The organism is Arthrobacter sp. Soc17.1.1.1 (assembly GCF_036867195.1).
GTDB lineage: Bacteria > Actinomycetota > Actinomycetes > Actinomycetales > Micrococcaceae > Arthrobacter_D.
Genome location: NZ_JBAJII010000001.1, coordinates 1,265,344 through 1,287,486 on the forward strand (window position 1 = coordinate 1,265,344; position 22,143 = coordinate 1,287,486).

Annotated in this window: 21 protein-coding genes; 17 read left to right on the top strand and 4 right to left on the bottom strand. The window is 71.7% G+C overall.

From position 1 onward, the window contains the following. Positions 1-17: 17 nt before the first annotated feature. Positions 18-1,442, top strand: a complete 1,425-nt coding sequence (locus tag V6S67_RS05725; protein ID WP_334211537.1) for a dihydrolipoamide acetyltransferase family protein — start codon at positions 18-20, stop codon at positions 1,440-1,442. Between the two features lie 11 nt (positions 1,443-1,453). Here the strand turns inward: V6S67_RS05725 and V6S67_RS05730 are convergent, their stop codons facing one another. The 3 genes from V6S67_RS05730 to V6S67_RS05740 form a co-directional block, all read right to left on the bottom strand. Next, positions 1,454-1,999, bottom strand: a complete 546-nt coding sequence (locus tag V6S67_RS05730; RefSeq protein ID WP_334209327.1) for an SRPBCC domain-containing protein — start codon at positions 1,997-1,999, stop codon at positions 1,454-1,456. A 57-nt stretch (positions 2,000-2,056) separates the two neighbouring features. After that, on the bottom strand, positions 2,057-2,524 hold the full coding sequence (locus V6S67_RS05735) for a GNAT family N-acetyltransferase (protein ID WP_334209328.1): 468 nt from the start codon (positions 2,522-2,524) through the stop codon (positions 2,057-2,059). A 97-nt stretch (positions 2,525-2,621) separates the two neighbouring features. Next, complete coding sequence (locus V6S67_RS05740) at positions 2,622-3,233, bottom strand: SACE_7040 family transcriptional regulator (RefSeq protein WP_334209329.1); 612 nt, start codon at positions 3,231-3,233, stop codon at positions 2,622-2,624. A gap of 119 nt (positions 3,234-3,352) precedes the next feature. Here V6S67_RS05740 and V6S67_RS05745 point away from each other — a divergent pair, with 119 nt between their 5' ends. The 8 genes from V6S67_RS05745 to V6S67_RS05780 are packed head-to-tail and all read left to right on the top strand — an operon-like array spanning position 3,353 to position 11,786. Continuing rightward, positions 3,353-4,963 (top strand): carboxyl transferase domain-containing protein, encoded by a 1,611-nt coding sequence (locus V6S67_RS05745; RefSeq protein ID WP_334209330.1) that lies wholly within the window; start codon positions 3,353-3,355, stop codon positions 4,961-4,963. Between the two features lie 4 nt (positions 4,964-4,967). Beyond that, positions 4,968-7,154, top strand: a complete 2,187-nt coding sequence (locus V6S67_RS05750; RefSeq protein WP_334209331.1) for an ATP-binding protein — start codon at positions 4,968-4,970, stop codon at positions 7,152-7,154. Beyond that, a complete protein-coding gene (locus V6S67_RS05755) occupies positions 7,151-8,323 on the top strand; it encodes an acyl-CoA dehydrogenase family protein (protein WP_334209332.1) in 1,173 nt (390 codons plus the stop codon). Before V6S67_RS05750 ends, V6S67_RS05755 begins: the two co-directional genes overlap by 4 nt. 41 nt (positions 8,324-8,364) lie before the next feature. Next, positions 8,365-9,147, top strand: coding sequence for a CoA transferase subunit A (locus tag V6S67_RS05760; protein ID WP_334209333.1), 783 nt, complete (start codon positions 8,365-8,367; stop codon positions 9,145-9,147). Positions 9,148-9,149: 2 nt separating this feature from the next. Next, positions 9,150-9,800, top strand: coding sequence for a CoA transferase subunit B (locus V6S67_RS05765; RefSeq protein ID WP_334209334.1), 651 nt, complete (start codon positions 9,150-9,152; stop codon positions 9,798-9,800). A 26-nt stretch (positions 9,801-9,826) separates the two neighbouring features. Next, a complete protein-coding gene (locus V6S67_RS05770) occupies positions 9,827-10,378 on the top strand; it encodes a MaoC family dehydratase (RefSeq protein ID WP_334211538.1) in 552 nt (183 codons plus the stop codon). Then, complete coding sequence (locus tag V6S67_RS05775; protein WP_334209335.1) at positions 10,375-11,199, top strand: HpcH/HpaI aldolase/citrate lyase family protein; 825 nt, start codon at positions 10,375-10,377, stop codon at positions 11,197-11,199. Before V6S67_RS05770 ends, V6S67_RS05775 begins: the two co-directional genes overlap by 4 nt. A gap of 38 nt (positions 11,200-11,237) precedes the next feature. Next, positions 11,238-11,786 (top strand): dihydrofolate reductase family protein, encoded by a 549-nt coding sequence (locus V6S67_RS05780; protein ID WP_334209336.1) that lies wholly within the window; start codon positions 11,238-11,240, stop codon positions 11,784-11,786. Positions 11,787-12,236: 450 nt separating this feature from the next. Here V6S67_RS05780 and V6S67_RS05785 read toward each other — a convergent pair whose 3' ends face one another. Next, a complete protein-coding gene (locus tag V6S67_RS05785; RefSeq protein ID WP_334209337.1) occupies positions 12,237-13,793 on the bottom strand; it encodes an HNH endonuclease signature motif containing protein in 1,557 nt (518 codons plus the stop codon). Between the two features lie 208 nt (positions 13,794-14,001). Between V6S67_RS05785 and dxr the strand changes: the two genes are divergently transcribed. From dxr to V6S67_RS05825, 8 genes are all read left to right on the top strand, one after another. Continuing rightward, positions 14,002-15,273: a 1-deoxy-D-xylulose-5-phosphate reductoisomerase gene (dxr, locus tag V6S67_RS05790; protein ID WP_334209338.1), complete on the top strand. Its 1,272-nt coding sequence runs from the start codon at positions 14,002-14,004 to the stop codon at positions 15,271-15,273. Then, positions 15,270-16,613, top strand: a complete 1,344-nt coding sequence (locus tag V6S67_RS05795; protein WP_334209339.1) for a M50 family metallopeptidase — start codon at positions 15,270-15,272, stop codon at positions 16,611-16,613. The genes dxr and V6S67_RS05795 overlap by 4 nt, the downstream gene beginning before the upstream one ends. Before the next feature lie 39 nt (positions 16,614-16,652). After that, positions 16,653-17,261 carry a MarR family transcriptional regulator gene (locus tag V6S67_RS05800; RefSeq protein WP_334209340.1) on the top strand — a complete coding sequence of 203 codons (609 nt, stop codon included), beginning with the start codon at positions 16,653-16,655 and terminating at the stop codon, positions 17,259-17,261. Positions 17,262-17,342: 81 nt separating this feature from the next. Then, entirely contained in the window at positions 17,343-17,783 is a 441-nt protein-coding gene (locus tag V6S67_RS05805; RefSeq protein WP_334209341.1) for a hypothetical protein, read from the top strand. A gap of 18 nt (positions 17,784-17,801) precedes the next feature. Then, entirely contained in the window at positions 17,802-18,092 is a 291-nt protein-coding gene (locus V6S67_RS05810) for a YciI family protein (protein ID WP_334209342.1), read from the top strand. A 98-nt stretch (positions 18,093-18,190) separates the two neighbouring features. Further along, positions 18,191-19,357 carry a flavodoxin-dependent (E)-4-hydroxy-3-methylbut-2-enyl-diphosphate synthase gene (gene ispG / locus V6S67_RS05815; RefSeq protein WP_334211539.1) on the top strand — a complete coding sequence of 389 codons (1,167 nt, stop codon included), beginning with the start codon at positions 18,191-18,193 and terminating at the stop codon, positions 19,355-19,357. After that, positions 19,332-20,213: a GNAT family N-acetyltransferase gene (locus V6S67_RS05820; protein WP_334209343.1), complete on the top strand. Its 882-nt coding sequence runs from the start codon at positions 19,332-19,334 to the stop codon at positions 20,211-20,213. The genes ispG and V6S67_RS05820 overlap by 26 nt, the downstream gene beginning before the upstream one ends. Before the next feature lie 128 nt (positions 20,214-20,341). Continuing rightward, positions 20,342-22,141, top strand: a complete 1,800-nt coding sequence (locus V6S67_RS05825) for a proline--tRNA ligase (RefSeq protein ID WP_334209344.1) — start codon at positions 20,342-20,344, stop codon at positions 22,139-22,141. Positions 22,142-22,143 lie beyond the last annotated feature (2 nt).

The window sequence follows — 22,143 nt, forward strand, 5'->3', positions numbered from 1 at the left end:
CGGCGACGTCGTCGACCATCGTCCGGGAGTTCCTCCTGCCCGACCTCGGGGAGGGCCTCACGGAGTCGGAGATCGTCCAGTGGCACATCGCCGAGGGCGACACCGTCGAACTGAACCAGATCATCGCCGACGTCGAGACCGCCAAGGCCGTCGTCGAGCTGCCCTCGCCCTACGCCGGCGTCGTCGTACGCCTGCACGAGCCCGCCGGCACCACGGTCGACGTGGGAGCGCCGATCGTCTCCTTCGCCGTCACGTCCGAGACCTCGGGGCAGGTCACGGAGCAGGTCACGGGACAGGTCACGGGGGAGGCGGAGGTGCCCTCCGATCCCGCGGTCCGCGAGGAGCAGCCCGCGAAGCGCGAGCCGAACCTCGTGGGCTACGGAGCCGCGGTGGAGAAGGGCGGGCGTCCGCAGCGCCGGCACCGCGTCCTGACCTCGGCCCTGACCGTGGCGGCGGCTCCGCCAGGTCCCGTCCCTGCCGAGCGGCCGCGGTCCACCGCGGCGGCTCCTCCGGCATCTCCTCCGGCATCTCCTGGTCCCGTCCCCGCCGAGCGGCCGCGGTCCACCCCTCCGGTCCGGAAGCTCGCCCGCGACCTCGGCATCCCGCTCGACGGCCTCACGGGGACCGGCCCGGGCTCGCTCATCACCCGGGCCGACGTCCTCGCCGCCCTCGCGGGCACGACGGGTCACCCCGTGGCGCCGGACGCGGCCGCGGCCGCGAGTCCGGCCGTCACGGTCCCGGGCGGCCAGACGCGGATCCCGATCAAGGGTGTGCGCAAGCACACCGCGGCGGCGATGGTGGCGAGTGCCTTCACGGCGCCGCACGTCACCGAGTTCCTCACCATCGACGTCACACCCACCATGGACCTGCTGGCCGAGCTGAAGCAGAGCCGCGCGTTCGAGGGCACCCGGATCACACCGCTCGCGGTCGTCGCGAAGGCCGTGTGCATCGCCGTCGCCAGGAACCCGACCCTCAACTCGTTCTGGGACGAGCAGGCGCAGGAGATCGTCCAGTACGCGGACGTGAATCTCGGGATCGCGGCCGCCACGCCGCGCGGACTGCTGGTCCCCACCATCAAGGCCGCCCAGTCCCTGGCGCTGGTGGACCTCGCCCGGGCCCTCGGCACGCTGGCGGAGACCGCACGCGCCGGGAAGACCACGCCGGCCGACCTGGCCGGGGGGACCCTGTCGATCACCAACATCGGGGTCTTCGGGATCGACGCCGGCACGCCCATCCTCAATCCGGGGGAGGCCGCCATCCTCGCCGTCGGGGCCATCCGCAGCATGCCGTGGGAGTACCAGGGGGCTGTCGCCCTGCGGTCGGTCCTGACGCTCAGCCTCTCCTTCGACCACCGGCTGGTCGACGGTGAGCAGGGGTCGCGCTTCCTCGCGGACGTGGGCACCATCCTCCGCAACCCCGCGATGGTCCTGGCGATGGTGTAGCGGACGGGGCCTCACCCGAAGAGGGCGCGGTACCCGTCCGAGCGCCCGAGGTAGGGCTCCCACGCGATCGATCCGGGGTCTCCGCCACCGACGGCGGCTTCGAGGCGATCGAGGTAGTAGTCCCACCCGGGGCCGACGTCGGCCGCCATGGCTGCTCCCACCGCCCCGTCGGGGAGCACCTGCGTGAAGACCAGCGTCGTCCCGTCGCCGGCGGATCCCGCGAGCTCGAGGGTGTGCTGCCAGGCCACGCGCGGGCCGGATCCATCGGCGGAGAAGGGGGCGGCGTCGCGGCTGCGGACCGCGAAGCGGCGGGGCGGTTCGCAGGCCTCCACGAGGTAGACCTCCTCGGGGACGTCGTCGCCCTCGGCCGTCATGCGGAACCGCACCTCGCCGGAGGACGGATCGCCGCTCCACGTGCCGATCCAGCGCTGCATGCGCACCGGGTCCGTGCAGGCCGCCCAGACGTCGGCGGGCGGGGCGGCCAGCGAGCGGGTGAAGACCAGGTGCCCGACGCCGTCGCGCGTCTCGCGATGACCGAGCGGGGTGGGAGTTCCCATGGCGTGTCCTCCTGCAGATCGGTTCCGTGTCCGGCGCTCTCGGTGGAGCCCGGGGGGCTAGGCCAGTTCGAGGATGAGTTCCTTCACCACGGCGCCGCGGGACGGCGCGAAGCCCTGGGTCTCGCCGACCTGCTGGAACCCCCAGCGCTCGAGGATCCGGATGGAGCTCACGTTGTCGGCGACGGCGCGCGCCCGGATCGGCCGGGCGGTGACCTCGGCGAGGAACTGCCCCACGGCAGCCGTCGTGATGCCCTGGCCCCACCGGGAGCGGTCGATCCAGTAGCTGATCTCCGGGGTGTCGGCGTCGTGGTAGGCGAGGATGCTGCCCACCACCTCGCCGTCGGAGAGGATGGTGCGCACCGTGATCCTGCCGTCGTTGAGGATGTCCTGCCAGTGGTGGTCGAACACACCGCGGTCGGAGGGGTTCTTCGCGCCGAACGCGGCCATGTGGTTGGCCCCGGGGTCGAGCTGGTGCGAGAAGAACGCGTCGAGGTCGGGTGCTTCAACGGGACGTAGCGTGATCACAGCGGCACTTTCAGTCGGTGGAGGGGCCGGGCGGGCTGCGCGGCCGGAACTTCTCGTGGGATCAGCGTACTAGCCGCCCCGGCACGTCCCGGGAGCCTCACACCGTCAGTGCCGCCCAGGCCATGTCCTGCAGCAGGTCCCGGAGCGCAGCCAGCTCGCGGGGCGAGGTGCTGCTGCGCGTGGTGTGCGGCGTCGAGTTGATGAGCCCGAAGACGGCGTGGACCTTGCGCCGCAGCAGCGACCGCTCCGTCTCGGGCAGGTGGCGTGCCAGTTCGTCCACCCACACCTGGACGTAGCCGCGCTGCAGTGACCGGACGGTGCGTTCGTCATCGTGGGGGAGGGAGCCGAGATCGCGGTCCTGGACGCGGATGACGTCCGCGTTGCTCAGCGCGAACTCCACCTGGAAGCGGATCAGCCCGCGCAGCGCCTCCTCCGGTGAGGCCGCCGCCTCGGCCACGGCGCGCCCGCCCTCGAGCAGGTCCTCGCTGACCCCCGTGAGCAGGGCCGCGAGGACCGAGGGCTTGCCGGGGAAGTGCCGGTAGACCGCCGGGCCGCTGACGCCCGCCGCCGCGCCGAGGTCCTCGATGGAGACGCCGTTGTACCCGCGGTCCGCGAACAGCTGGGCCGCGGCGTCCAGCAGCGCCGCCCGCCGGCTGGCCTTCGCGATGCTCCGGCCGGTCACGCGCTCCTCGGTGGGCAGTGCGTCCATGGGGGTCCTTGTCGTCGGCCGGGGAATTCGTCCCCTCATTGTCATGGACAACCGGGTTAATGACCACTAACCTGAATCCGGTTAGCGATTGCTAACTGAACTGTGCGAGGAAGTAGTCGATGGAGACCCTGGCTTCGAAGGTCGACCCGCTCTCACCGGCGTTCTCGGCGAACGCCGAGGCCCAGGCGGAGCTCGTCGGCAACCTCCGCCGTCGCCTCGCCGCGGCCGCGCTCGGCGGACCCGAGCGCTCCCGTGAGCGGCATGTCGCCCGCGGCAAGCTCCTGCCCCGCGAGCGCATCGACCAGCTGCTCGACGACGGCAGCCCCTTCCTCGAGATCGCCCCGCTCGCGGCGAACGGCATGTACGACGACGAGTGCCCGGGCGCGGGCGTGATCGCCGGGATCGGTCTCGTGCACGGCCGCCACGTCCTCGTGATCTCCAACGACGCGACCGTCAAGGGCGGCACCTACTACCCGATGACGGTGAAGAAGCACCTCCGGGCGCAGGAGATCGCCCTCGAGAACCGCCTGCCGTGCGTGTACCTCGTGGACTCCGGTGGGGCGTTCCTGCCCCGGCAGGACGACGTCTTCCCCGACCGCAACCACTTCGGCCGCATCTTCTACAACCAGGCCACCATGTCGGCGGCCAAGATCCCGCAGATCGCCGCCGTCCTCGGCAGCTGCACGGCCGGCGGTGCGTACGTGCCGGCCATGAGCGACGAGACCGTGATCGTCCGCAACCAGGGCACCATCTTCCTCGGCGGGCCACCCCTCGTGAAGGCAGCCATCGGCGAGGTGGTCACGGCGGAGGAGCTCGGCGGAGGCGACGTCCACTCCCGCGTCTCCGGCGTCACGGACCACCTCGCGGAGAACGACCAGCACGCCCTCGAGATCGTCCGCGACATCATCGCCACCCTGCCGCCCGCGGCGCCGGCGGTGCCCACGCCGGTGGCACCCGTCCCCGAGCCCGTGGTGTCCGAGGACGAGCTCTACGGCGCCGTGCCGACGGACGTGAACGCCTCCTACGACGCCCGCGAGATCATCGCCCGCCTCGTCGACGGCTCGCAGTTCCACGAGTTCAAGCGCGAGTACGGCACCACGCTGGTCACCGGCTTCGCGAGCATCCACGGGCACCGCGTGGGGATCGTGGCCAACAACGGCGTACTGTTCAGCGAATCCGCGCTCAAGGGAGCCCACTTCATCGAGCTCTGCGACCAGCGCGGCGTGCCCCTGGTCTTCCTGCAGAACCTCTCCGGGTTCATGGTTGGCAAGGACTACGAGGCCGGGGGCATCGCGAAGAACGGCGCCAAGATGGTCACCGCCGTCGCCACGGCCCGCGTGCCCAAGCTGACCGTCGTCGTCGGCGGGTCCTTCGGCGCCGGCAACTACTCCATGTGCGGGCGCGCCTTCTCACCCCGTTTCCTGTGGATGTGGCCGGCCGCCCGCATCTCGGTCATGGGCGGCAACCAGGCGTCGTCGGTCCTCGCCACCGTCAAGCGCGACCAGCTCGAAGCGCGCGGGCAGCAGTGGCCGCTCGAGGACGAGGAGGCGTTCCGTGCCCCGATCCGCGACCAGTACGAGGCGCAGGGCAACCCCTATTACTCGACGGCGCGCCTGTGGGACGACGGCGTGATCGACCCGGCCGACACCCGCACCGTGCTCGGCCTCGCGCTCGAGGTCTGCGCCAATGCGCCCCTGCCCGACACCTCCTTCGGCCTCTTCCGGATGTGACCCCATGACCTCCATTCCCACCTCCAGCCCCACCTCGAGCCCGATCGCCGGCCCGATCACCGGCCCGACCGCCGGCCCGACCTCCAGCCCGATCGCCGGCCCGACCTCCAGCCCGATCGCCGGCCCCGCCTCGAGCCCGATCTCAGGCCACGCCCCCTCCACGGCCGACTGGCCGTTCGACACCGTCCTCGTCGCCAACCGCGGCGAGATCGCGAGCCGCGTGATCCGCTCCGTGCGCGCCCTGGGATTGTGCTCCGTCGCCGTGTACAGCGACGCCGACGCGGGAGCGCGGCACGTCCTCGAGGCCGACATCGCGGTCCGGATCGGCGCGGCCGCGCCGTCCGAGAGCTACCTGTCCATCCCCGCCGTCCTCGAGGCCTGCCGCCGCACGGGCGCGGGCGCGGTGCACCCCGGCTACGGGTTCCTCAGCGAGAACGCCGCCTTCGCCGACGCCCTGCAGGACGCGGGGATCGTGTTCATCGGCCCGTCCGTCCACGCCCTGGACGTCATGGGCGACAAGATCCGCTCGAAGAACCACGTGGTCCGCTCCGGCGTCCCCGTGGTGCCCGGCATCGCCGAACCGGGCCTGTCCGACGCCGACCTGCTGCGCGCGGCCGGCGACGTCGGGTTCCCGCTGCTCATCAAGCCCTCCGCCGGGGGCGGCGGCAAGGGCATGCACGCCGTCCACCGCGCCGAGGACCTCCCCGAGGTGCTGACCACGGCTCGCCGCGTCGCGGCCCGCGCGTTCGGCGACGACACCCTGTTCCTCGAGCGCCTGATCCCACGGCCGCGCCACATCGAGGTGCAGGTCCTCGCCGACGGCCACGGCACCGTGATCCACCTCGGCGAGCGCGAGTGCTCCCTGCAGCGCCGGCACCAGAAGGTCATCGAGGAGGCGCCGTCGGCCCTCCTCGACGCGGCGACACGCAGCCGGATCGGCGAGGCCGCGTGCGCCGCGGCCCGCAGCGTCGACTACACCGGCGCCGGCACCGTCGAGTTCCTCGTCTCCGACACCGCGCCGGACGAGTTCTTCTTCATGGAGATGAACACGCGCCTGCAGGTCGAGCACCCCGTCACGGAACTCGTCACCGGCATCGACCTCGTGGAGTGGCAGATCCGCGTCGCCGCGGGGGAGCGGCTCCCGTTCACGCAGGACGACGTCGTCCTCACCGGCCACGCCGTCGAGGCCCGCGTGTACGCCGAGGACCCCGAGGCCGGCTTCCTGCCGTCCACCGGGACCGTCGTGGCGCTCGCCGAACCCGCGGGGGAGGGCATCCGCGTGGACAGCTCCCTCCTGCCCCGCGGCACCGTCTCGTCGTCGTACGACCCGATGCTCGCGAAGGTCATCGCGTGGGGTGCTGACCGGCGCGAGGCGCTCGACCGCCTCGACGCGGCCCTTGCCGCCACGGTGGTGCTCGGCGTGGACACCAACATCGAGTACCTCCGCCTGCTCGTCAACGACGACGACGTGCGGGCCGCGCGCCTCGACACGACCCTGATCGAGCGCAGGCTCCCGGAGCTGGCCTTCCGCCGCGTGGGCGCCGAGGACCTCGCGCTCGCCGCCGTCCTGCTCCTCGAGGCCGAGCCGGCCGTCCCGGGAGGCTCGCCCTGGCACCGGGGGGACGGCTTCCGGCTCGGGACGCCCCGGCCGCGCGCCGTGACGCTCGAGGCCCGGGGCACGTCCGCCACCGTCCGGCTGCTCCGGACCGGACGCGGCTGGGAGGCCGAGGTCGGGGGTACGGCCGTCATGGTCTCCGTCGACGGCGGCGGAGCGACCATCGACGGCCTGCGCTCCCGCCGGCGGTACGCCGTCGACGGGGACACCGTCTGGCTGGGTGACGCCGGCTGGTCGGCCCGCCTACGCCGGCCGGGCCGCCGCGAACTGCTCGACGCCGCCCTGTCCAGCATCACGCGCGAGGAGGGGGCCGCCGACCCGCTGGTCCGCAGCCCCATGCCGGGCACCGTGGTGTCCGTGTCCGTCGAGGACGGCGCCACGGTCGAGGCGGGGGACGTCCTCGTCGCCGTCGAGGCCATGAAGATGGAACACCAGCTCACCGCCGCCCTGTCCGGCGTCGTCCGCCTGTCCCTGAAGCCCGGCGACCTCGTCCGCGCCCAGCAGATCCTCGCCACCATCGAGGCCGCCCCCGAGGGCGGCCCGGCACCTATCCCCACGGAAGGGAACGCAGCATGAATTTCGAACTGAGCGAGGAGTACCAGGACCTCGTCGACACCGTCCGCGAATTCGCCGACGAGGTCGTGGCCCCGGTCTCCGCCAAGCACGACGCCGAGCACAGCTTCCCCTACGAGGTGGTCAAGCAGATGGGCGACATGGGCCTGTTCGGCCTGCCGTTCCCCGAGCAGTACGGGGGCATGGATGGTGACTACTTCGCGCTCTGCCTGGCACTCGAGCAGCTGGCCCGCGTGGACCAGTCGGTGGCCATCACCCTCGAGGCCGGGGTGTCCCTCGGGGCCATGCCGATCTACCGGTTCGGCACCGAGGAGCAGAAGCAGCAGTGGCTGCCCTCCCTCGCCGCCGGCCAGGCGCTCGGTGGCTTCGGCCTCACCGAGTCCGAGGCGGGATCCGACGCGTCCGGGACGAAGACGACGGCGGTCTTCGAGGAGGGTGCCAACGGGCCCGAGTGGGTGATCAACGGGACGAAGGAGTTCATCACGAACTCGGGCACCGACATCACCTCCCTCGTGACCGTCACCGCCGTGACCGGGACCTCCGAGCGGCCGGACGGCACGGTGAAGAAGGAGATCTCCACGATCCTCGTGCCCTCGGACACCCCCGGCTTCACCGCCGAGAAGGCCTACAACAAGGTGGGCTGGAACGCGTCGGACACGCACCCGCTGACCCTGCGCGACGTCCGCGTCCCCGAGGCGAACCTGCTCGGCATGCGCGGCCGCGGCTACGCCAACTTCCTGCAGATCCTCGACGAGGGGCGCATCGCCATCGCGGCGCTCGCCACCGGTGCGGCGCAGGGCTGCGTGGAGCAGTCCATCAAGTACGCCGGCGAGCGCATGGCGTTCGGCAGCACCATCGGTGCCTACCAGTCCATCCAGTTCAAGATCGCCCGCATGCAGGTCCGCGCCCACACCGCGCGGCTGGCCTACTACGACGCCGCGTCGCGGATGCTGGCCGGCAAGCCGTTCAAGACGCAGGCCTCCATCGCGAAGCTCGTGGCAGGCGAGGCCGCCATGGACAACGCGCGCGACGCCACGCAGATCTTCGGCGGCTACGGTTTCATCAACGAGTTCGTGGTGTCCAGGCACTACCGTGACTCGAAGATCCTCGAGATCGGCGAGGGGACCACGGAGGTCCAGCTCATGCTGATCGCGCGGGAACTCGGCCTCTAGGTCCACCCGGCCGACGGCAGCGGTGACACGAAGGAGAAGCAGTGATCAACAAAGTGGTCAGCAGTGCGGCGGAGGCCGTGGCGGACATCCCCGACGGAGCGTCGCTCGCCGTCGGCGGCTTCGGCCTGTGCGGAATCCCGGTGTCGCTCATCGGGGCCCTGCACGAGCAGGGCACGGCGGAGCTGGAGACGGTGAGCAACAACTGCGGCGTGGACGACTGGGGCCTCGGCATCCTGCTGTCCGACCACCGCATCCGCCGCACGGTCAGCTCCTACGTGGGCGAGAACAAGGAGTTCGCGCGCCAGTACCTGAGCGGTGAGCTCGAGGTGGAGCTCACGCCGCAGGGCACGCTGGCCGAGAAGCTCCGCGCGGGCGGGGCGGGCATCCCCGCCTTCTACACGACGGCGGGCGTCGGCACCCAGGTGAGCGAGGGCGGCCTGCCGCAGCGCTACGACGCCGAGGGGAACGTCACCGTCGCGTCGGCGGCGAAGGAGGTGCGCTCCTTCGACGGCGTCGACTACGTCCTGGAGGAATCGCTCCGCCCGGACTTCGCGCTGGTGCACGCCTGGAAGGGCGACCGGCACGGCAACCTCGTGTTCCACGCGACCGCGATGAACTTCAACCCACTGTGCGCCCAGGCCGGGAGGATCACCATCGCCGAGGTCGAGGAGCTCGTCGAGCCCGGCGAGCTCGACCCCGGGCAGATCCACACGCCCGGCATCTTCGTCCAGCGCGTCGTCGTCGCCCCCGACGCGCAGAAGCGCGTCGAGAAGCGCACCGTCTCGCTGGCTGCACCCGCCGCGTCCGCGTCCGAAGGAGCATGAACATGGCACTCACCCGCAACGAACTGGCGGCCCGTGTCGCCCAGGAGCTCGAGAACGGCCAGTACGTCAATCTCGGCATCGGCATGCCCACGCTCATCCCCAACTACATCCCCGACGGCGTCGAGGTGGTGCTGCACTCCGAGAACGGGATCCTCGGCGTGGGCCCGTACCCGGCGGAGGACGCCGTGGACCCCGATCTCATCAATGCGGGGAAGGAGACCGTCACGGCGAACGCCGGGGCTGCGTTCTTCGACTCGGCGTCCTCGTTCGGCATGATCCGCGGCGGGCACGTCGACGTCGCCGTGCTCGGGGCCATGGAGGTCGCGCGGAACGGCGACCTGGCGAACTGGATGGTGCCCGGCAAGATGGTCAAGGGGATGGGCGGCGCCATGGACCTCGTGTTCGGGGCCAAGCGCGTCATCGTCATGATGGAGCACGTGGACCGCGCCGGCCGACCCAAGATCGTCGAGGCCTGCTCGCTGCCGCTGACCGGCAAGGGCTGCGTGGACCGGATCATCACCGACCTCGCGGTGATCGACGTCGAACCCGACGGCCTCGTGCTGCGCGAGACCGCCCCGGGCGTGAGCGCGGACGACGTCGTCGCCGCCACCGGTGCGACGCTGCGGATCGAGCTACCGGAAGCCGCGGCGTGAGCGGAGCGGACACCGCGGGTCAGGACATCGCGGGCCAGGAGGTCGCGGGCCACGGCACCGCACCGGCGGAGCGCTCCGTGATCGAGCAGCGCGGGCTCTACGTGGACGAGCTCACCGTCGGCGCCGTGTACGCGCACCGGCCGGGCCGCACCCTCACGGAGGCGGACAACGTCCTGTTCACCACGCTGACCATGAACACGCAGGCCCTGCACCTCGACGCGGCGTGGTCGGCGGAGCAGCCGTTCGGGCAGCGCCTCGTGAACTCGATGCTGACCCTCGCCACGCTCGTGGGCCAGTCCGTCTCGCAGCTCACGCAGGGCACCATCGTGGCGCAGCTCGGCCTCACCGACATCGTGTTCCCGAAGCCGCTCTTCCACGGTGACACCCTGTACACCGAGACGGAGATCACCGCGGTCAGGCCGTCGTCCTCCCGTCCGGGGCAGGGCATCGTGACCATGGCCCACACGGGGAGGAACCAGCACGGCGAGGTCGTGGCGACGGCGAGCCGCAGCGTCCTCATGTGGTCCTCGGCGGGCCAGCAGGCGGCACAGCACTCGGCTCGGCAGGGGCAGGCATGAACGGCATCGTGCCGGGCCCGGCCCTGCTCTTCTGCCCGGCGGACCGGCCGGAGCGCTACGCGAAAGCTGCGGACCGCGCCGACACCGTCATCCTCGACCTCGAGGACGCCGTCGCGCCGGCCGCGAAACCCTCGGCCCGCGCCGCGCTCGCCGCGTCGGACCTCTCCCCGGACACCACGGTGGTGCGCCTCAACGCCGTCGGGACACCGGACTTCGTCGCCGACTGTGACGCCGTCCGCCGTACTGCCTACCGCACGGTCATGCTCGCCAAGACGGAATCGCCCGACGACGTCGACGCCGTCCGGGCCGCCCTCGGTGACGTGGACGTCATCGCGCTGTGCGAGACCGCGCGGGGCGTCGTCAACGCCGTGGACATCGCCCGGGCCGACGGCGTCACCGCTCTCATGTGGGGAGCCGAGGATCTCGTGGCGTCCCTCGGCGGGACCTCGAGCAGGACGTCGACCGGTACCTACCGCGCGGTGGCCCTCCACGCGCGCTCGCAGGTGCTCCTCGCGGCCGGTGCCGCGGGTCGCGCGGCCATCGACGCCGTCTACGTGGACATCGCCGACCTGGCAGGCCTTGCAGCGGAGGCCGACGACGCCGCCGCGTCGGGTTTCGCCGCCAAGGCGTCCATCCACCCGGGTCAGGTGGCCGCGATCCGTGCCGCCTTCGCCCCCGGTGCGGACGAGGTGGAGCACGCGCGTGCCCTGCTCGCGGCCGCCGAGCACGAGCGCGGCGTCTTCTCGTACGAGGGGCGCATGGTGGACGAGCCGATCCTCCGGCATGCCCGCAGCGTCCTGGACAGGGCGCGGCGCAGCTGAGGGGTTGTGCCCGGCGTCGATTTCCGTACGCTGGGGCGATGCAGCCGCTGAGGTACTCCATCAACATCACCCTGGACGGGTGCTGCGACCACCGTGCGGGTGGGACGGACGAGGAGCTGCACCGGCATGCCGTGCAGAATCTCGAGCGGGCCGATGCGCTCCTGTTCGGGCGGGTGACCTACCAGATGATGGAGACCGCGTTCCGCGGTCCGGCCCATGCAGAGGCAGAGCCCGCCTGGACCGAGCCCTTCGCGCGGACGATCGACGCGGCGAAGAAGTACGTGGTGTCCAGCACCCTGGAGCGTGTCGACTGGAACGCCGAGCTGCTGCGAGGTGAGCTGGCAGGGGCGGTGCTGGAGCTCAAGCGCGCAGCAGGCAGGGGACTGTTCACGGGAGGGGTCACGCTCCCGCTGGCCCTGGCCGAGCTCGGCCTGATCGACGAGTACGAGTTCGTGGTGCACCCCCGGATCGCGGGCCATGGGCCCACGCTCTTCGCCGGCCTCCCGCAGTACCTGGACCTCCGCCTGGTGGACCGGCAGGAGTTCGGCTCCGGCGCGGTAGCGCTGCGGTACGAGCCGCGGACCTAGCCGGTGCAAGCCGGTGCAAGCTGTCCGGCGCTCGCCGGGCAGTCGCACCGCCGGGCAGTCGCACCGCCGGGCAGTCGCACCGCCGGGCAGTCGCACCGCCGGGCAGTCGCACCGTCGCACCGTTGCACCGTTGCACCGTTGCACCGTTGCACCGTTGCACCGTTGCACCGTTGCACCGTCGCACCGTCGCACCGTCGCACCGTCGTGCAGCCGCACCGTCGCACCGTCGTGCAGCCGCACCGTCGCACCGTCGTGCAGCCGCGCAGTTGCACGCCAGGCACGCTGCGGCTGATCCGGTGCCCGATCGTAGCCGACCGCAGCCGCACACCCGAGCGCCGACCGCGGCTGATCTGATGTGCTGCCCGGCGCGCGCTTCCCGGTCGATCCCGCCGGATGTTCTGGTCCGGTGCTCGCTCGGCACGCCCCTGCCGTGCGGCCGACCCGCATCGCTCAGAAGGGCGGCAGGGCCTCGGACCCGGCTTCCCCGTCCGCAGGCCGTCCGACGTCGACGCCCTGCAGGACCCGGGCCGTCGCTGACGTACCCGGCTCGCCGGGCGGCGGCTCCGGCGGTGTGGTGTAGGTACGGCCACCCGGTGACAGCCAGGTCAGGCCACCGCCGGAATCGGGACTCGGAGTCCAGTCCGTCCGGTGCTTCAGCATGTGGTGTCGTTTGCAGGCGGGGAAGAGGTCGTCCGGGCCGGTCGCTCCGTCGTCGGCCCAGGCGAGCAGGTGATCGAGGTCGCAGCGACTGGCAGGACGTGAGCAGCCGTAGAAGCTGCAGGTGCTGTTCCGGAGCCGGATCCAGGTCCTGAGGTCCTCGCTCGGGCGGTACCGGGTCCTGTCCAGGCCGAGGACGGCGCCGGTGAAGGGATGGGTGAGCAGGCGCAGCCACGAGGTGGCGCCCGCGGCCAGCGTCCGGGCCGCGTCGGCCGGGATGGGACCGTAGCCCTCCAGCTCGGCCGGCTCGTCGGTGAGTCCCATGAGCGAGAACACCGGGACCGTGACGACGATCTTCGCCGCGGCGGACCGTGGGAACCGGCCCTGTCCGCTCTCGGCGCTGCTTCCACAACGGCAGCCCGCGCCGGAGCCCGGAGCCGTTCGGGTGCTTTCGCCGGTGCTTCCGCCGGTGCCGAGCAGCAGGTCCGCCAGGACATCGGCCCGCAACTGGGGCAGCGTCCGCGGATCGTCCGCTGCGCGGAGACTCCGTGCGGCGGCATCCACGGTGGTGTGCAGGGCGAGCGCCTGCTCCGCCGGGAGGTAGGCGTTAAGCCACGCCATCCCGTCCTGATCCGGCTCGAACACGACGCGCCGGTCCGCTGCAGCTCTCACCGTCCGGGCGGTCAGCGTCTCCGGATGCAGCTTCTCCCTCAGCCGCCGGCACCGCGCCGTCAGCTTGGGCCGGTTCAGCTCGCCGGCCGTCCCGAGGATGTCCGCCTCGAAGGCATGCACGGCCTCGTCGGGAAGGGTGCGGGACTGCTCCACGATGACGGACGCCCGTGCGGGGCAGATCCTGCCGGTCTCGAGGGCCGTCAGGGTGCTCGTCAGCTCACCCGTCAGGGTCAGCGACTCCGAGACCAGCCGGGCGGCCGCTCCCTCGGACAGCTTCAGGAGTGCCGCGGTCTCCACGACCGTCTCCGTGAACGCGAGGGACGACGACCGGCCCGACCAGGTCTGGTGGCCGCGATCGCTGAACGTGTGGACCTTCGTGATCAAGCGGGCCCGCTGGGCGGCTGCCCAGGACGCAAGGCGCTCGGCCGCGCGCAGCAGCTCGAGCGTGTCATCGAGGCGGGAGGGAGCGGCGATCATCGGCGCGTCCTGCAGGCGGGCCACCAGCCCGGACGGCGAGGCCTCCTCGATGAGCGCTCGCCGATAGCTGTCGGTCCCTTCGTCCTCGGTGCCGAGGTCCTCCAGTGGACCGAGGATCTCGTCGACCGCATCCGCGGGCCATCCCCAGGTCGCCTCGTCGTAGGCGTCCTCGAGGGCCAGCAGCGCCGATCCGGTGGACATGCCCCATTCCATCACCCGGCACCGACACTATCGGTGCCTGTCAGGGGGGTGGAAAGGGGCGTCCAGTGCCCACCCTGCGCGCTGCGCAGGCGGCTACGCACCGCCTGATCCGCCCCTTCGAACCCGCAGTGTCGGACCCTGGCCCGATCAGTGCCCACCGCCGGACGCCGAGGGCATGCCGGCCCCTACTCTGCGGGATACTGGGGCCATGGATTTCAGCAACCCCACCCGGGAGCACCGGCGCGTCTCCATCCTCGGCTCCACCGGCTCGATCGGCACGCAAGCACTCGACGTGATCGCCGCGGCGCCCGATCGCTTCAGCGTCGCCGGCCTCAGTGCGGGCGGGCGGAACCTGGACCTCCTCGCGCGCCAGGCCGTCGCCGTCCTCGCGCCCGCCGTCGGTGTCGCCTCCGCCACGGAGGCCGAGCTCGAGCACGCCATCGGAGCCGCCGCCGACGCCGCCGGTGTCTCGGGCTACGCGCCGGAGCTCTTCGCCGGTGCTGATGCCGCGGCGCGCGTCGCCGCCTGGCCCGACGCCGACGTCGTCCTCAACGGCATCACCGGGTCCATCGGCCTCGAGCCGACCCTCGCCGCGCTCGCCGCCGGGCACCTGCTCGCGCTCGCCAACAAGGAGTCGCTGATCGCCGGGGGAGCCCTCGTGCGGGCAGCAGCCGCGCCGGGACAACTGGTGCCGGTCGACTCGGAGCACTCGGCCATCGCCCAGGCCCTGCGCGGGGGCACGGCGGACGAGGTGGACCGCCTCGTCCTCACCGCCTCGGGCGGGCCCTTCCGCGGCCTGACGCGCTCCCAGCTGCGCAACGTCACCCCGGCCCAGGCCGTCGCCCACCCCACCTGGGACATGGGCCGCGTCATCAGCACCAACTCCGCGTCCATGGTCAACAAGGCCCTCGAGGTCATCGAGGCCCACCTGCTCTTCGACATCCCGCTGGACCGGATCGACGTCGTCGTCCACCCACAGTCCGTGATCCACTCCATGGTCCAGTTCGTCGACGGCTCCACGCTGGCGCAGGCCTCGCCACCGGACATGCGCCTCCCGATCGCCCTCGGCATGGGCTGGCCGTTCCGGGTGCCGGGATCGGCCAGGGCGTGCGACTGGCGCCGCCCCGCGGAGTGGAACTTCGAACCACTGGACGAGGAGGCGTTCCCGGCCATCACCCTCGCCAAGCGGGCCGCCGCCGAGGGAGGCACGCGCATGGCCGTGTTCAACGCGGCGAACGAGGAGGCCGTCGAGGCCTTTCACAGGGGGGCCATAGGTTTCCCTGACATCGTGGACACGGTCTCCGCCGTCGTGGACGACCAGCGTGCACTGGACGCCGCCGGCGACGGGAGGCACCTCACCCTCGCTGCAGTCCTCGAGGCCGAGCGCTGGGCACGCACGAGTGCCCGGGCCCGTTGTGGCCTCGGGGAGTCGCTGCCCGGAACGGCAGCCGCATCGGAGATCCAGAAGGAAGAGCTGTGACTGTTCTGTTGTTCATCGTCGGGGTGCTCGTCGTCGTCGTCGGGATCGCCGCCTCGATCGCCCTGCACGAGGTGGGGCACCTCGTGCCCGCGAAACTGTTCCGCGTCCGCGTCACGCAGTACATGGTGGGCTTCGGGCCCACCGTCTGGTCGCGTCGGCGCGGCGAGACCGAGTACGGGCTGAAGGCGATCCCTGCCGGCGGGTACGTCTCGATGGTGGGCATGTTCCCGCCCGCCGCGAGCGGCGACGCCGCCGTGCGTCAGTCCAGCACCGGCGTCTTCCAGCAGCTCACCAACGACGCGCGGCAGGCCGCGGCGGAGCAGCTGCAGCCGGGCGACGAGGACCGCGTCTTCTACAAGCTGCCCATCTGGAAGCGCATCATCATCATGATGGGCGGTCCGCTGATGAACCTCCTGATCGGCACGGTGCTGTTCGCCGTCCTCCTCATGGGCTTCGGCACCGCCCAGCCCACCACGACGATCGCCTCCGTCTCCGAGTGCGTGGTCCCCGCGAGCCAGCAGGCCGAGACCGGACAGACGGAGTGCGGCGCGGACGACCCGGCCGCACCGGCGTACGAGGCGGGCCTCCTGCCCGGCGACCGCGTGGTCGCCTTCGACGGCCGGGACGTCACGGGCTGGGACGAGCTCTCCGGCTGGATCAGGGACGCAGCCGGCCGCGAGGTCGCCATCAGCTACGTGCGCGACGGCGAGACCATCGACTCCACCATCACCCCGCTGCTCACCGAACGGCCCGTCATCACCGCGGACGGCACGGCCGAGGTCGACGACGAGGGCGCCACCGTCACCCAGGAGGTGGGCTTCATCGGCGTCGGATCGACGCAGGAGCTCGTGCCGCAGCCCGCGGGCGCCGTGCTTCCCGCCGTCGGCGACTCGCTGGCCCGCGTGGCCGGGGTGGTCCTGAATCTCCCGCAGCGCGTCGTCGAGGTGGGGCAGGCCGCCTTCTCGGACGCACCGCGCGATCCCGAGGGGCCCATCAGCGTGGTGGGCGTCGGCCGGATCGCGGGGGAGATCTCCGCGATGGAGGAGATCCCCGTCGAGTCGCGCGCCGCGACGCTGATCGGGCTGGTGGCCGGTGTGAACCTGGCGCTGTTCGTGTTCAACCTCATCCCGCTCCTCCCGCTCGACGGCGGCCACGTCGCAGGGGCGCTCTGGGAGGGCCTCAGGCGCACCGCGGCCCGCCTGTTTGGACGCCCGGATCCCGGACCGTTCGACATGGCCAGGCTCCTGCCGCTCACCTACGCCGTCGCGATCCTGCTGATGGGCATGGGCGTCCTGCTGATCTACGCCGACATCGTGAAGCCCGTGGATCTGTTCGGCTGATCGGTTGTAAATCAGATTTCAACCTCATACGGTTGATGAATGTTCGTCCTCACGATCGACCAGGCCGGAAGCCGCAGCACGACCGACCGCATCCCGGACCTGCTGGACCTCCTGGCCCCGATCCCCACCGCCCTGCCCTGGGAGCGCTCGGTCGGGGACGAGGCGCAGGGCGCCCTGACCCGCGCCGGTGACGTCGTCGATGCCGTCCTGCTCTGCCTGCGCTCCGGGGGCTGGTACGTCGGCATCGGCATCGGCGGCGTGGAGGAGCCGTTCCCGCGCTCCCCGCGCGAGGCCCGCGGGTCCGCCTTCGTGGCCGCCCGGCGCGCCGTCGAGCGCGCCAAGAAGACGGGGGAGCGGGCGCCCCTGGCCGTCGAGGCCCCCGACGGCGGAGCCCGTGCGGCGGCGGAGGCGGAGGGCGTGCTCGCGCTGCTCGGGCGGCACGTCCTCGGACGCTCGGAGGCGGAGTGGCGCATCCTCGATCTCCTGCGGCCCGGCGAGCGCGGTACCCAGACGGCCGTCGCCCGCACGCTCGGCATCAGCCCGCAGGCCGTGAGCAAGGCCGCCGCCCGGGCAGCCTGGCACGAGGAACACGCCGTCCGGCCCGCGGCGGCGAGGCTGCTGGCCTGGGCCGACGCAGGCGCCACGTAGGCCGCGTCGGCAGGAGGCGCGTGCCTGGGGGTGCGGTGCGGTAGACATGGAGCAGATGCCGGTGGATGAGGAGGAGGTTCGGTGGACGCACTGTGGATCGTGGCGGCGCTGGTGGTGGCGGGCGGCGTCGGCCTGCCCGTGACGATGCTCGTGCTGCGCCTCGCACGCTCCGTGGACACCGCGGAACGGCGCCGGGAGGAACTGCCCGAACCCGCGGACCAGCCGCAGCTCGATCTCCCCGAACCGCCCGCCCAGCCCCCGCAGGCACCCGTGGACGCCCTGCCGCCCGGGGTGCTCCGGGGCGGACTCGTCATCGGCGTGCTCGAGCGCCTCGCGGTGACCGTCGCCATCCTGGGCGGCCAGCCCGTCGCCATCGCCTACGTGGTGGCCGTGAAGGCCCTCGGCCGCTACGCCGAGCTGAAGGAGACACCGGCCGCGTCGGAGCGCTTCATCATCGGCACACTGACCTCCCTGCTGTGGGCCGCGGGTGTCGCGACCCTCGTCAAGGTGTACCTGCTGTAACTCACGTAGGGTGACCCCATGAGCATCTTCGCCGTCGAGTACGTGTACAACCCCGACCACGACGACCTCCGCGCACAGCACCGACCCGCACACCGGCAATGGCTCGAGGAGCTCGTCGGCCAGGGCCGTGTCCTCGCATCCGGTCCCTTCGCCGACGGCAGCGGAGCGCTCCTGCTGTTCAGCTCGGAGAGCGAGTCGGACCTCAGCCGGCTGGTCGGCCAGGACCCCTTCGCCGTCGCGGGAGCGATCTCGGCGGTGAAGACCACCGAATGGAAACCCATCATCGGGGCGTTCCGCGACCACGTGTGACGTGCATCGCCACCGCGCCCCGGACCGCCGGGGCGGGTGGATAATGAAAAAACGAACTCGTCAGACGCGCGGTCAAGACCGCCAGCATGGAGGAACCATTGACCTCGGTCAACCTAGGAATGCCCGCAGCGCCGCCGCCGGTCCTCGCGCCCCGGCGCAAGACCCGCCAGATCAAGGTCGGCTCGGTGGGTGTCGGGTCGGACTCGCCGATCAGCATCCAGTCGATGACCACGACGCCGACCACGGACATCAACGCGACGCTCCAGCAGATCGCCGAGCTGACGGCCACGGGCTGCGACATCGTCCGCGTGGCCTGCCCCTCGGCCGATGACGCCGCGGCCCTGCCGATCATCGCGAGGAAGTCGCAGATCCCGGTCATCGCCGACATCCACTTCCAGCCGAAGTACGTGTTCGCGGCGATCGACGCCGGGTGCGCGGCGGTCCGCGTGAACCCGGGCAACATCCGCAAGTTCGACGACCAGGTCAAGCAGATCGCCGATGCTGCGAAGGCCGCCGGCACCTCGATCCGCATCGGCGTCAACGCCGGCTCCCTCGACCCGCGCCTCATGCAGAAGTACGGCAAGGCCACGCCCGAGGCGCTCGTCGAGTCCGCGGTCTGGGAGGCGTCCCTCTTCGAGGAGCACGACTTCCACGACTTCAAGATCTCCGTGAAGCACAACGACCCGGTGATCATGGTGCGTGCCTACGAGCTCCTGGCCGAGCGTGGCGACTGGCCCCTGCACCTCGGGGTCACCGAGGCGGGGCCCTCCTTCCAGGGCACCATCAAGTCCGCCACGGCCTTCGGCGCCCTGCTCTCCAAGGGCATCGGCGACACCATCCGCGTGTCCCTCTCCGCCCCGCCGGTCGAGGAGATCAAGGTCGGCAACCAGATCCTGCAGTCGCTCAACCTCCGTCCCCGCAAGCTCGAGATCGTCTCCTGCCCCTCCTGCGGCAGGGCGCAGGTCGATGTCTACACGCTCGCCGAGGAGGTCACCGCCGGCCTCGAGGGCATGGAGGTGCCGCTGCGGGTGGCCGTCATGGGCTGCGTCGTGAACGGACCGGGCGAGGCACGCGAGGCCGATCTCGGCGTCGCGTCCGGCAACGGCAAGGGACAGATCTTCGTGCGGGGCGAGGTCATCAAGACCGTGCCCGAGGACCAGATCGTGGAGACGCTCATCGAGGAAGCCATGCGGCTCGCAGAGGAGATGGGTGAGTCCGATGGCGAAACTGCTGGCCAGGGTGGCCCCATGGTTACCGTCAGCTAGGTCGCAGCCCGACCCCGAGGGACCCTGGTCCTTCCGCGTCCTCGGCGAGGAGGACACGCGGGACCTCTGGACCATCGTCAACGACGATCCCGTGGCCAATGTGTTCGTGGCCTCCCACCTCGAGTCGATGGGCAGCGCCGCGCCGTCCTTCTCGGGCGGGGAGATCATCGGCATGTTCCGCCACCACGAGCTGCGCGCCGCCTGCTGGGCGGGCGTCAACCTCGTGCCGGTCGGGGTGACGGACGAGACCGGCGCCATCTTCGGTGACCACCTCGGGCGCTCCGGGCGTTCCTTCTCGTCGATCTTCGGCCTCTCCGAGGGCGTGATGGACCTGTGGTCCACCTTCGAGGACTACAGCGCCGAACCGTTCGACGTCCGCCCCACGCAGCCGCTCATGGCCATCGATGCGGACCCCCTGATCGCTCCCGCGGCCGATCTCCGCTTCACGCGGCCCGACGAGCTCGACCGGCTGCTGCCCGCGTGCGCGGCCATGTTCGAGGAGGAGGTGGGCTACTCGCCGTTCATCGGCGGGTCGGAGCACTACCGCCGCCGCGTGGCCTCGCTCATCGGCCGCAAGCACTCCCTGGCGGCCTTCGACGACGCCGGCCAGGTGATCTTCAAGGCCGAGCTCGGCACGGTGTCCTCCCAGGCCGTGCAGGTGCAGGGCGTCTGGATGAATCCGGAGCATCGCGGCAGGGGACTGAGCGCGGCGTACATGGCCGGCGTCGTCGTCGCCGCCCGCGCCCTGGCGCCCACGGTGAGCCTCTACGTGAACTCCTACAACGCCCGCGCCATCGCCGCGTACAAGCGCGTGGGCTTCGACCAGGTGGACACCTTCGCGACCATCCTCTTCTGAGGACCCGCGCCGGCCGGGCACGGCGGCGCCGACCCGCTAGATTGGTACCTGTTGTCTCCCGCCGGACGGCGGGAGCGTGAACGGCAGCGCACGATCCCGGTGCGCGATAGAAACGAACGGACACCCGCGTGGTCTTACGACTCTCGACCCTTTTCCTCCGCACCCTGCGGGAAGACCCAGCCGACGCCGAAGTCGCGAGCCACCGCCTGCTGGTGCGCGCCGGCTACATCCGGCGCGCGGCGCCCGGCATCTACAGCTGGCTGCCGCTGGGGCTGAAGGTCCTCGCCCGGGTCGAGGCGATCATCCGCGAGGAGATGGAGGCCATCGGCGCCCAGGAGGTCCACTTCCCCGCGCTGCTGCCCAAGGAGCCCTACGAGGCGACGAACCGGTGGACCGAGTACGGCGACGGCATCTTCCGCCTCACGGACCGCAAGGGCGCCGACTACCTCCTCGCGCCCACGCACGAGGAGATGTTCACGCTGCTCGTGAAGGACCTGTACACCTCGTACAAGGACCTGCCCGTGAGCCTGTTCCAGATCCAGACCAAGTACCGCGACGAGGCGCGGCCCCGCGCGGGCCTGCTCCGCGGCCGCGAGTTCATCATGAAGGACTCCTACTCCTTCGACATCGACGACGAGGGCCTCGAGGCGAGCTACCAGCTGCACCGCGGCGCCTACCTGCGCATCTTCGAGCGCCTCGGCCTCGAGGTGGTCCCCGTGACCGCGACCGCCGGCGCCATGGGCGGGTCGAAGAGCGAGGAGTTCCTCCACCCGACGGCCATCGGCGAGGACACCTTCGTGCGCTCCGCCGGCGGCTACACCGCCAACGTGGAGGCCGTCACCACGGTGGTGCCCGAGGCGATCGACTTCACGGGTGCCCCCGCGGCGGAGGTCCGTGACACCCCGGACACCCCGACCATCGGCACCCTCGTGGACCACGCCAACGCCGCAGCGGCGCGGGCCGACCGCGCGTGGACCGCAGCGGACACGCTCAAGAACGTCGTTCTCGCGGCCGTGCTGCCCACCGGCGAACGCGAGATCGTCGTCGTCGGCGTACCCGGCGACCGCACCGTGGACCTCAAGCGCATCGAGGCGAACATCGCCGGCCACCTCGAGACGGGCGGCGAAGTGGCCGTGGAGGCCGCCGGCGAGGAGGACCTCAGGAAGCACCCGGGCCTCGTGAAGGGCTACATCGGCCCCGGGCTCACGCCCGACGCCGCCGTGCTCGGTCTCGAGGGCTCCACCGGCCTGCGCTACCTCGTGGACCCCCGCGTGGTCAGCGGCACCTCCTGGATCACGGGCGCCAACGAGCAGGGCCGGCACGTCTTCGGGCTCGTGGCCGGTCGCGACTTCACCTGGGACGGGATCATCGAGGCCGTCGAGGTGCGCGAGGGCGACGAGGCACCCGACGGATCGGGACCGCTCATCGCCGCCCGCGGCATCGAGATGGGCCACATCTTCCAGCTCGGCCGCAAGTACGCGGACGCTCTGGGGCTCAAGGTCCTGGACCGGAACGGCAAGCTCGCCACCGTGACCATGGGCTCGTACGGGGTCGGCGTGACCCGCGCCATCGCTGCCCTCGCCGAGTCCAACCACGACGACCGCGGCATCGTCTGGCCGCGCAACGTCGCGCCCGCCGACGTGCACATCGTCGCGACCGGCAAGGGTGCCGAGGTGTTCGAGGCGGCCGAGAAGCTCGCCGGCGAACTGGAGGCGGCCGGACTGACCGTGCTCTACGACGACCGCCCCAAGGTCTCCCCGGGCGTCAAGTTCGGCGACGCCGAGCTCATCGGCGTGCCCACCATCGTCGTCGTCGGCCGGGGTCTCGCGGACGGCGTCCTCGAGGTCAAGGACCGCCGCACGGGCGAGGCGCAGGACGTCGCCGTCGGCGAGGCCGTCGCGCTGCTGCGCGAGCTCACCGCGCACTAGGC

Bases quoted from the DNA above. Each gene is read 5' to 3' on its own strand.
- V6S67_RS05730 (WP_334209327.1), bottom strand. From the start codon at position 1,999: ATGGGAACTCCCACCCCGCTCGGTCATCGCGAGACGCGCGACGGCGTC.
- V6S67_RS05740 (WP_334209329.1), bottom strand. From the start codon at position 3,233: ATGGACGCACTGCCCACCGAGGAGCGCGTGACCGGCCGGAGCATCGCG.
- V6S67_RS05745 (WP_334209330.1), top strand. From the start codon at position 3,353: ATGGAGACCCTGGCTTCGAAGGTCGACCCGCTCTCACCGGCGTTCTCG.
- V6S67_RS05750 (WP_334209331.1), top strand. From the start codon at position 4,968: ATGACCTCCATTCCCACCTCCAGCCCCACCTCGAGCCCGATCGCCGGC.
- V6S67_RS05755 (WP_334209332.1), top strand. From the start codon at position 7,151: ATGAATTTCGAACTGAGCGAGGAGTACCAGGACCTCGTCGACACCGTC.
- V6S67_RS05765 (WP_334209334.1), top strand. From the start codon at position 9,150: ATGGCACTCACCCGCAACGAACTGGCGGCCCGTGTCGCCCAGGAGCTC.
- V6S67_RS05775 (WP_334209335.1), top strand. From the start codon at position 10,375: ATGAACGGCATCGTGCCGGGCCCGGCCCTGCTCTTCTGCCCGGCGGAC.
- V6S67_RS05780 (WP_334209336.1), top strand. From the start codon at position 11,238: ATGCAGCCGCTGAGGTACTCCATCAACATCACCCTGGACGGGTGCTGC.
- V6S67_RS05785 (WP_334209337.1), bottom strand. From the start codon at position 13,793: ATGTCCACCGGATCGGCGCTGCTGGCCCTCGAGGACGCCTACGACGAG.
- dxr (WP_334209338.1), top strand. From the start codon at position 14,002: ATGGATTTCAGCAACCCCACCCGGGAGCACCGGCGCGTCTCCATCCTC.
- V6S67_RS05800 (WP_334209340.1), top strand. From the start codon at position 16,653: ATGTTCGTCCTCACGATCGACCAGGCCGGAAGCCGCAGCACGACCGAC.
- V6S67_RS05810 (WP_334209342.1), top strand. From the start codon at position 17,802: ATGAGCATCTTCGCCGTCGAGTACGTGTACAACCCCGACCACGACGAC.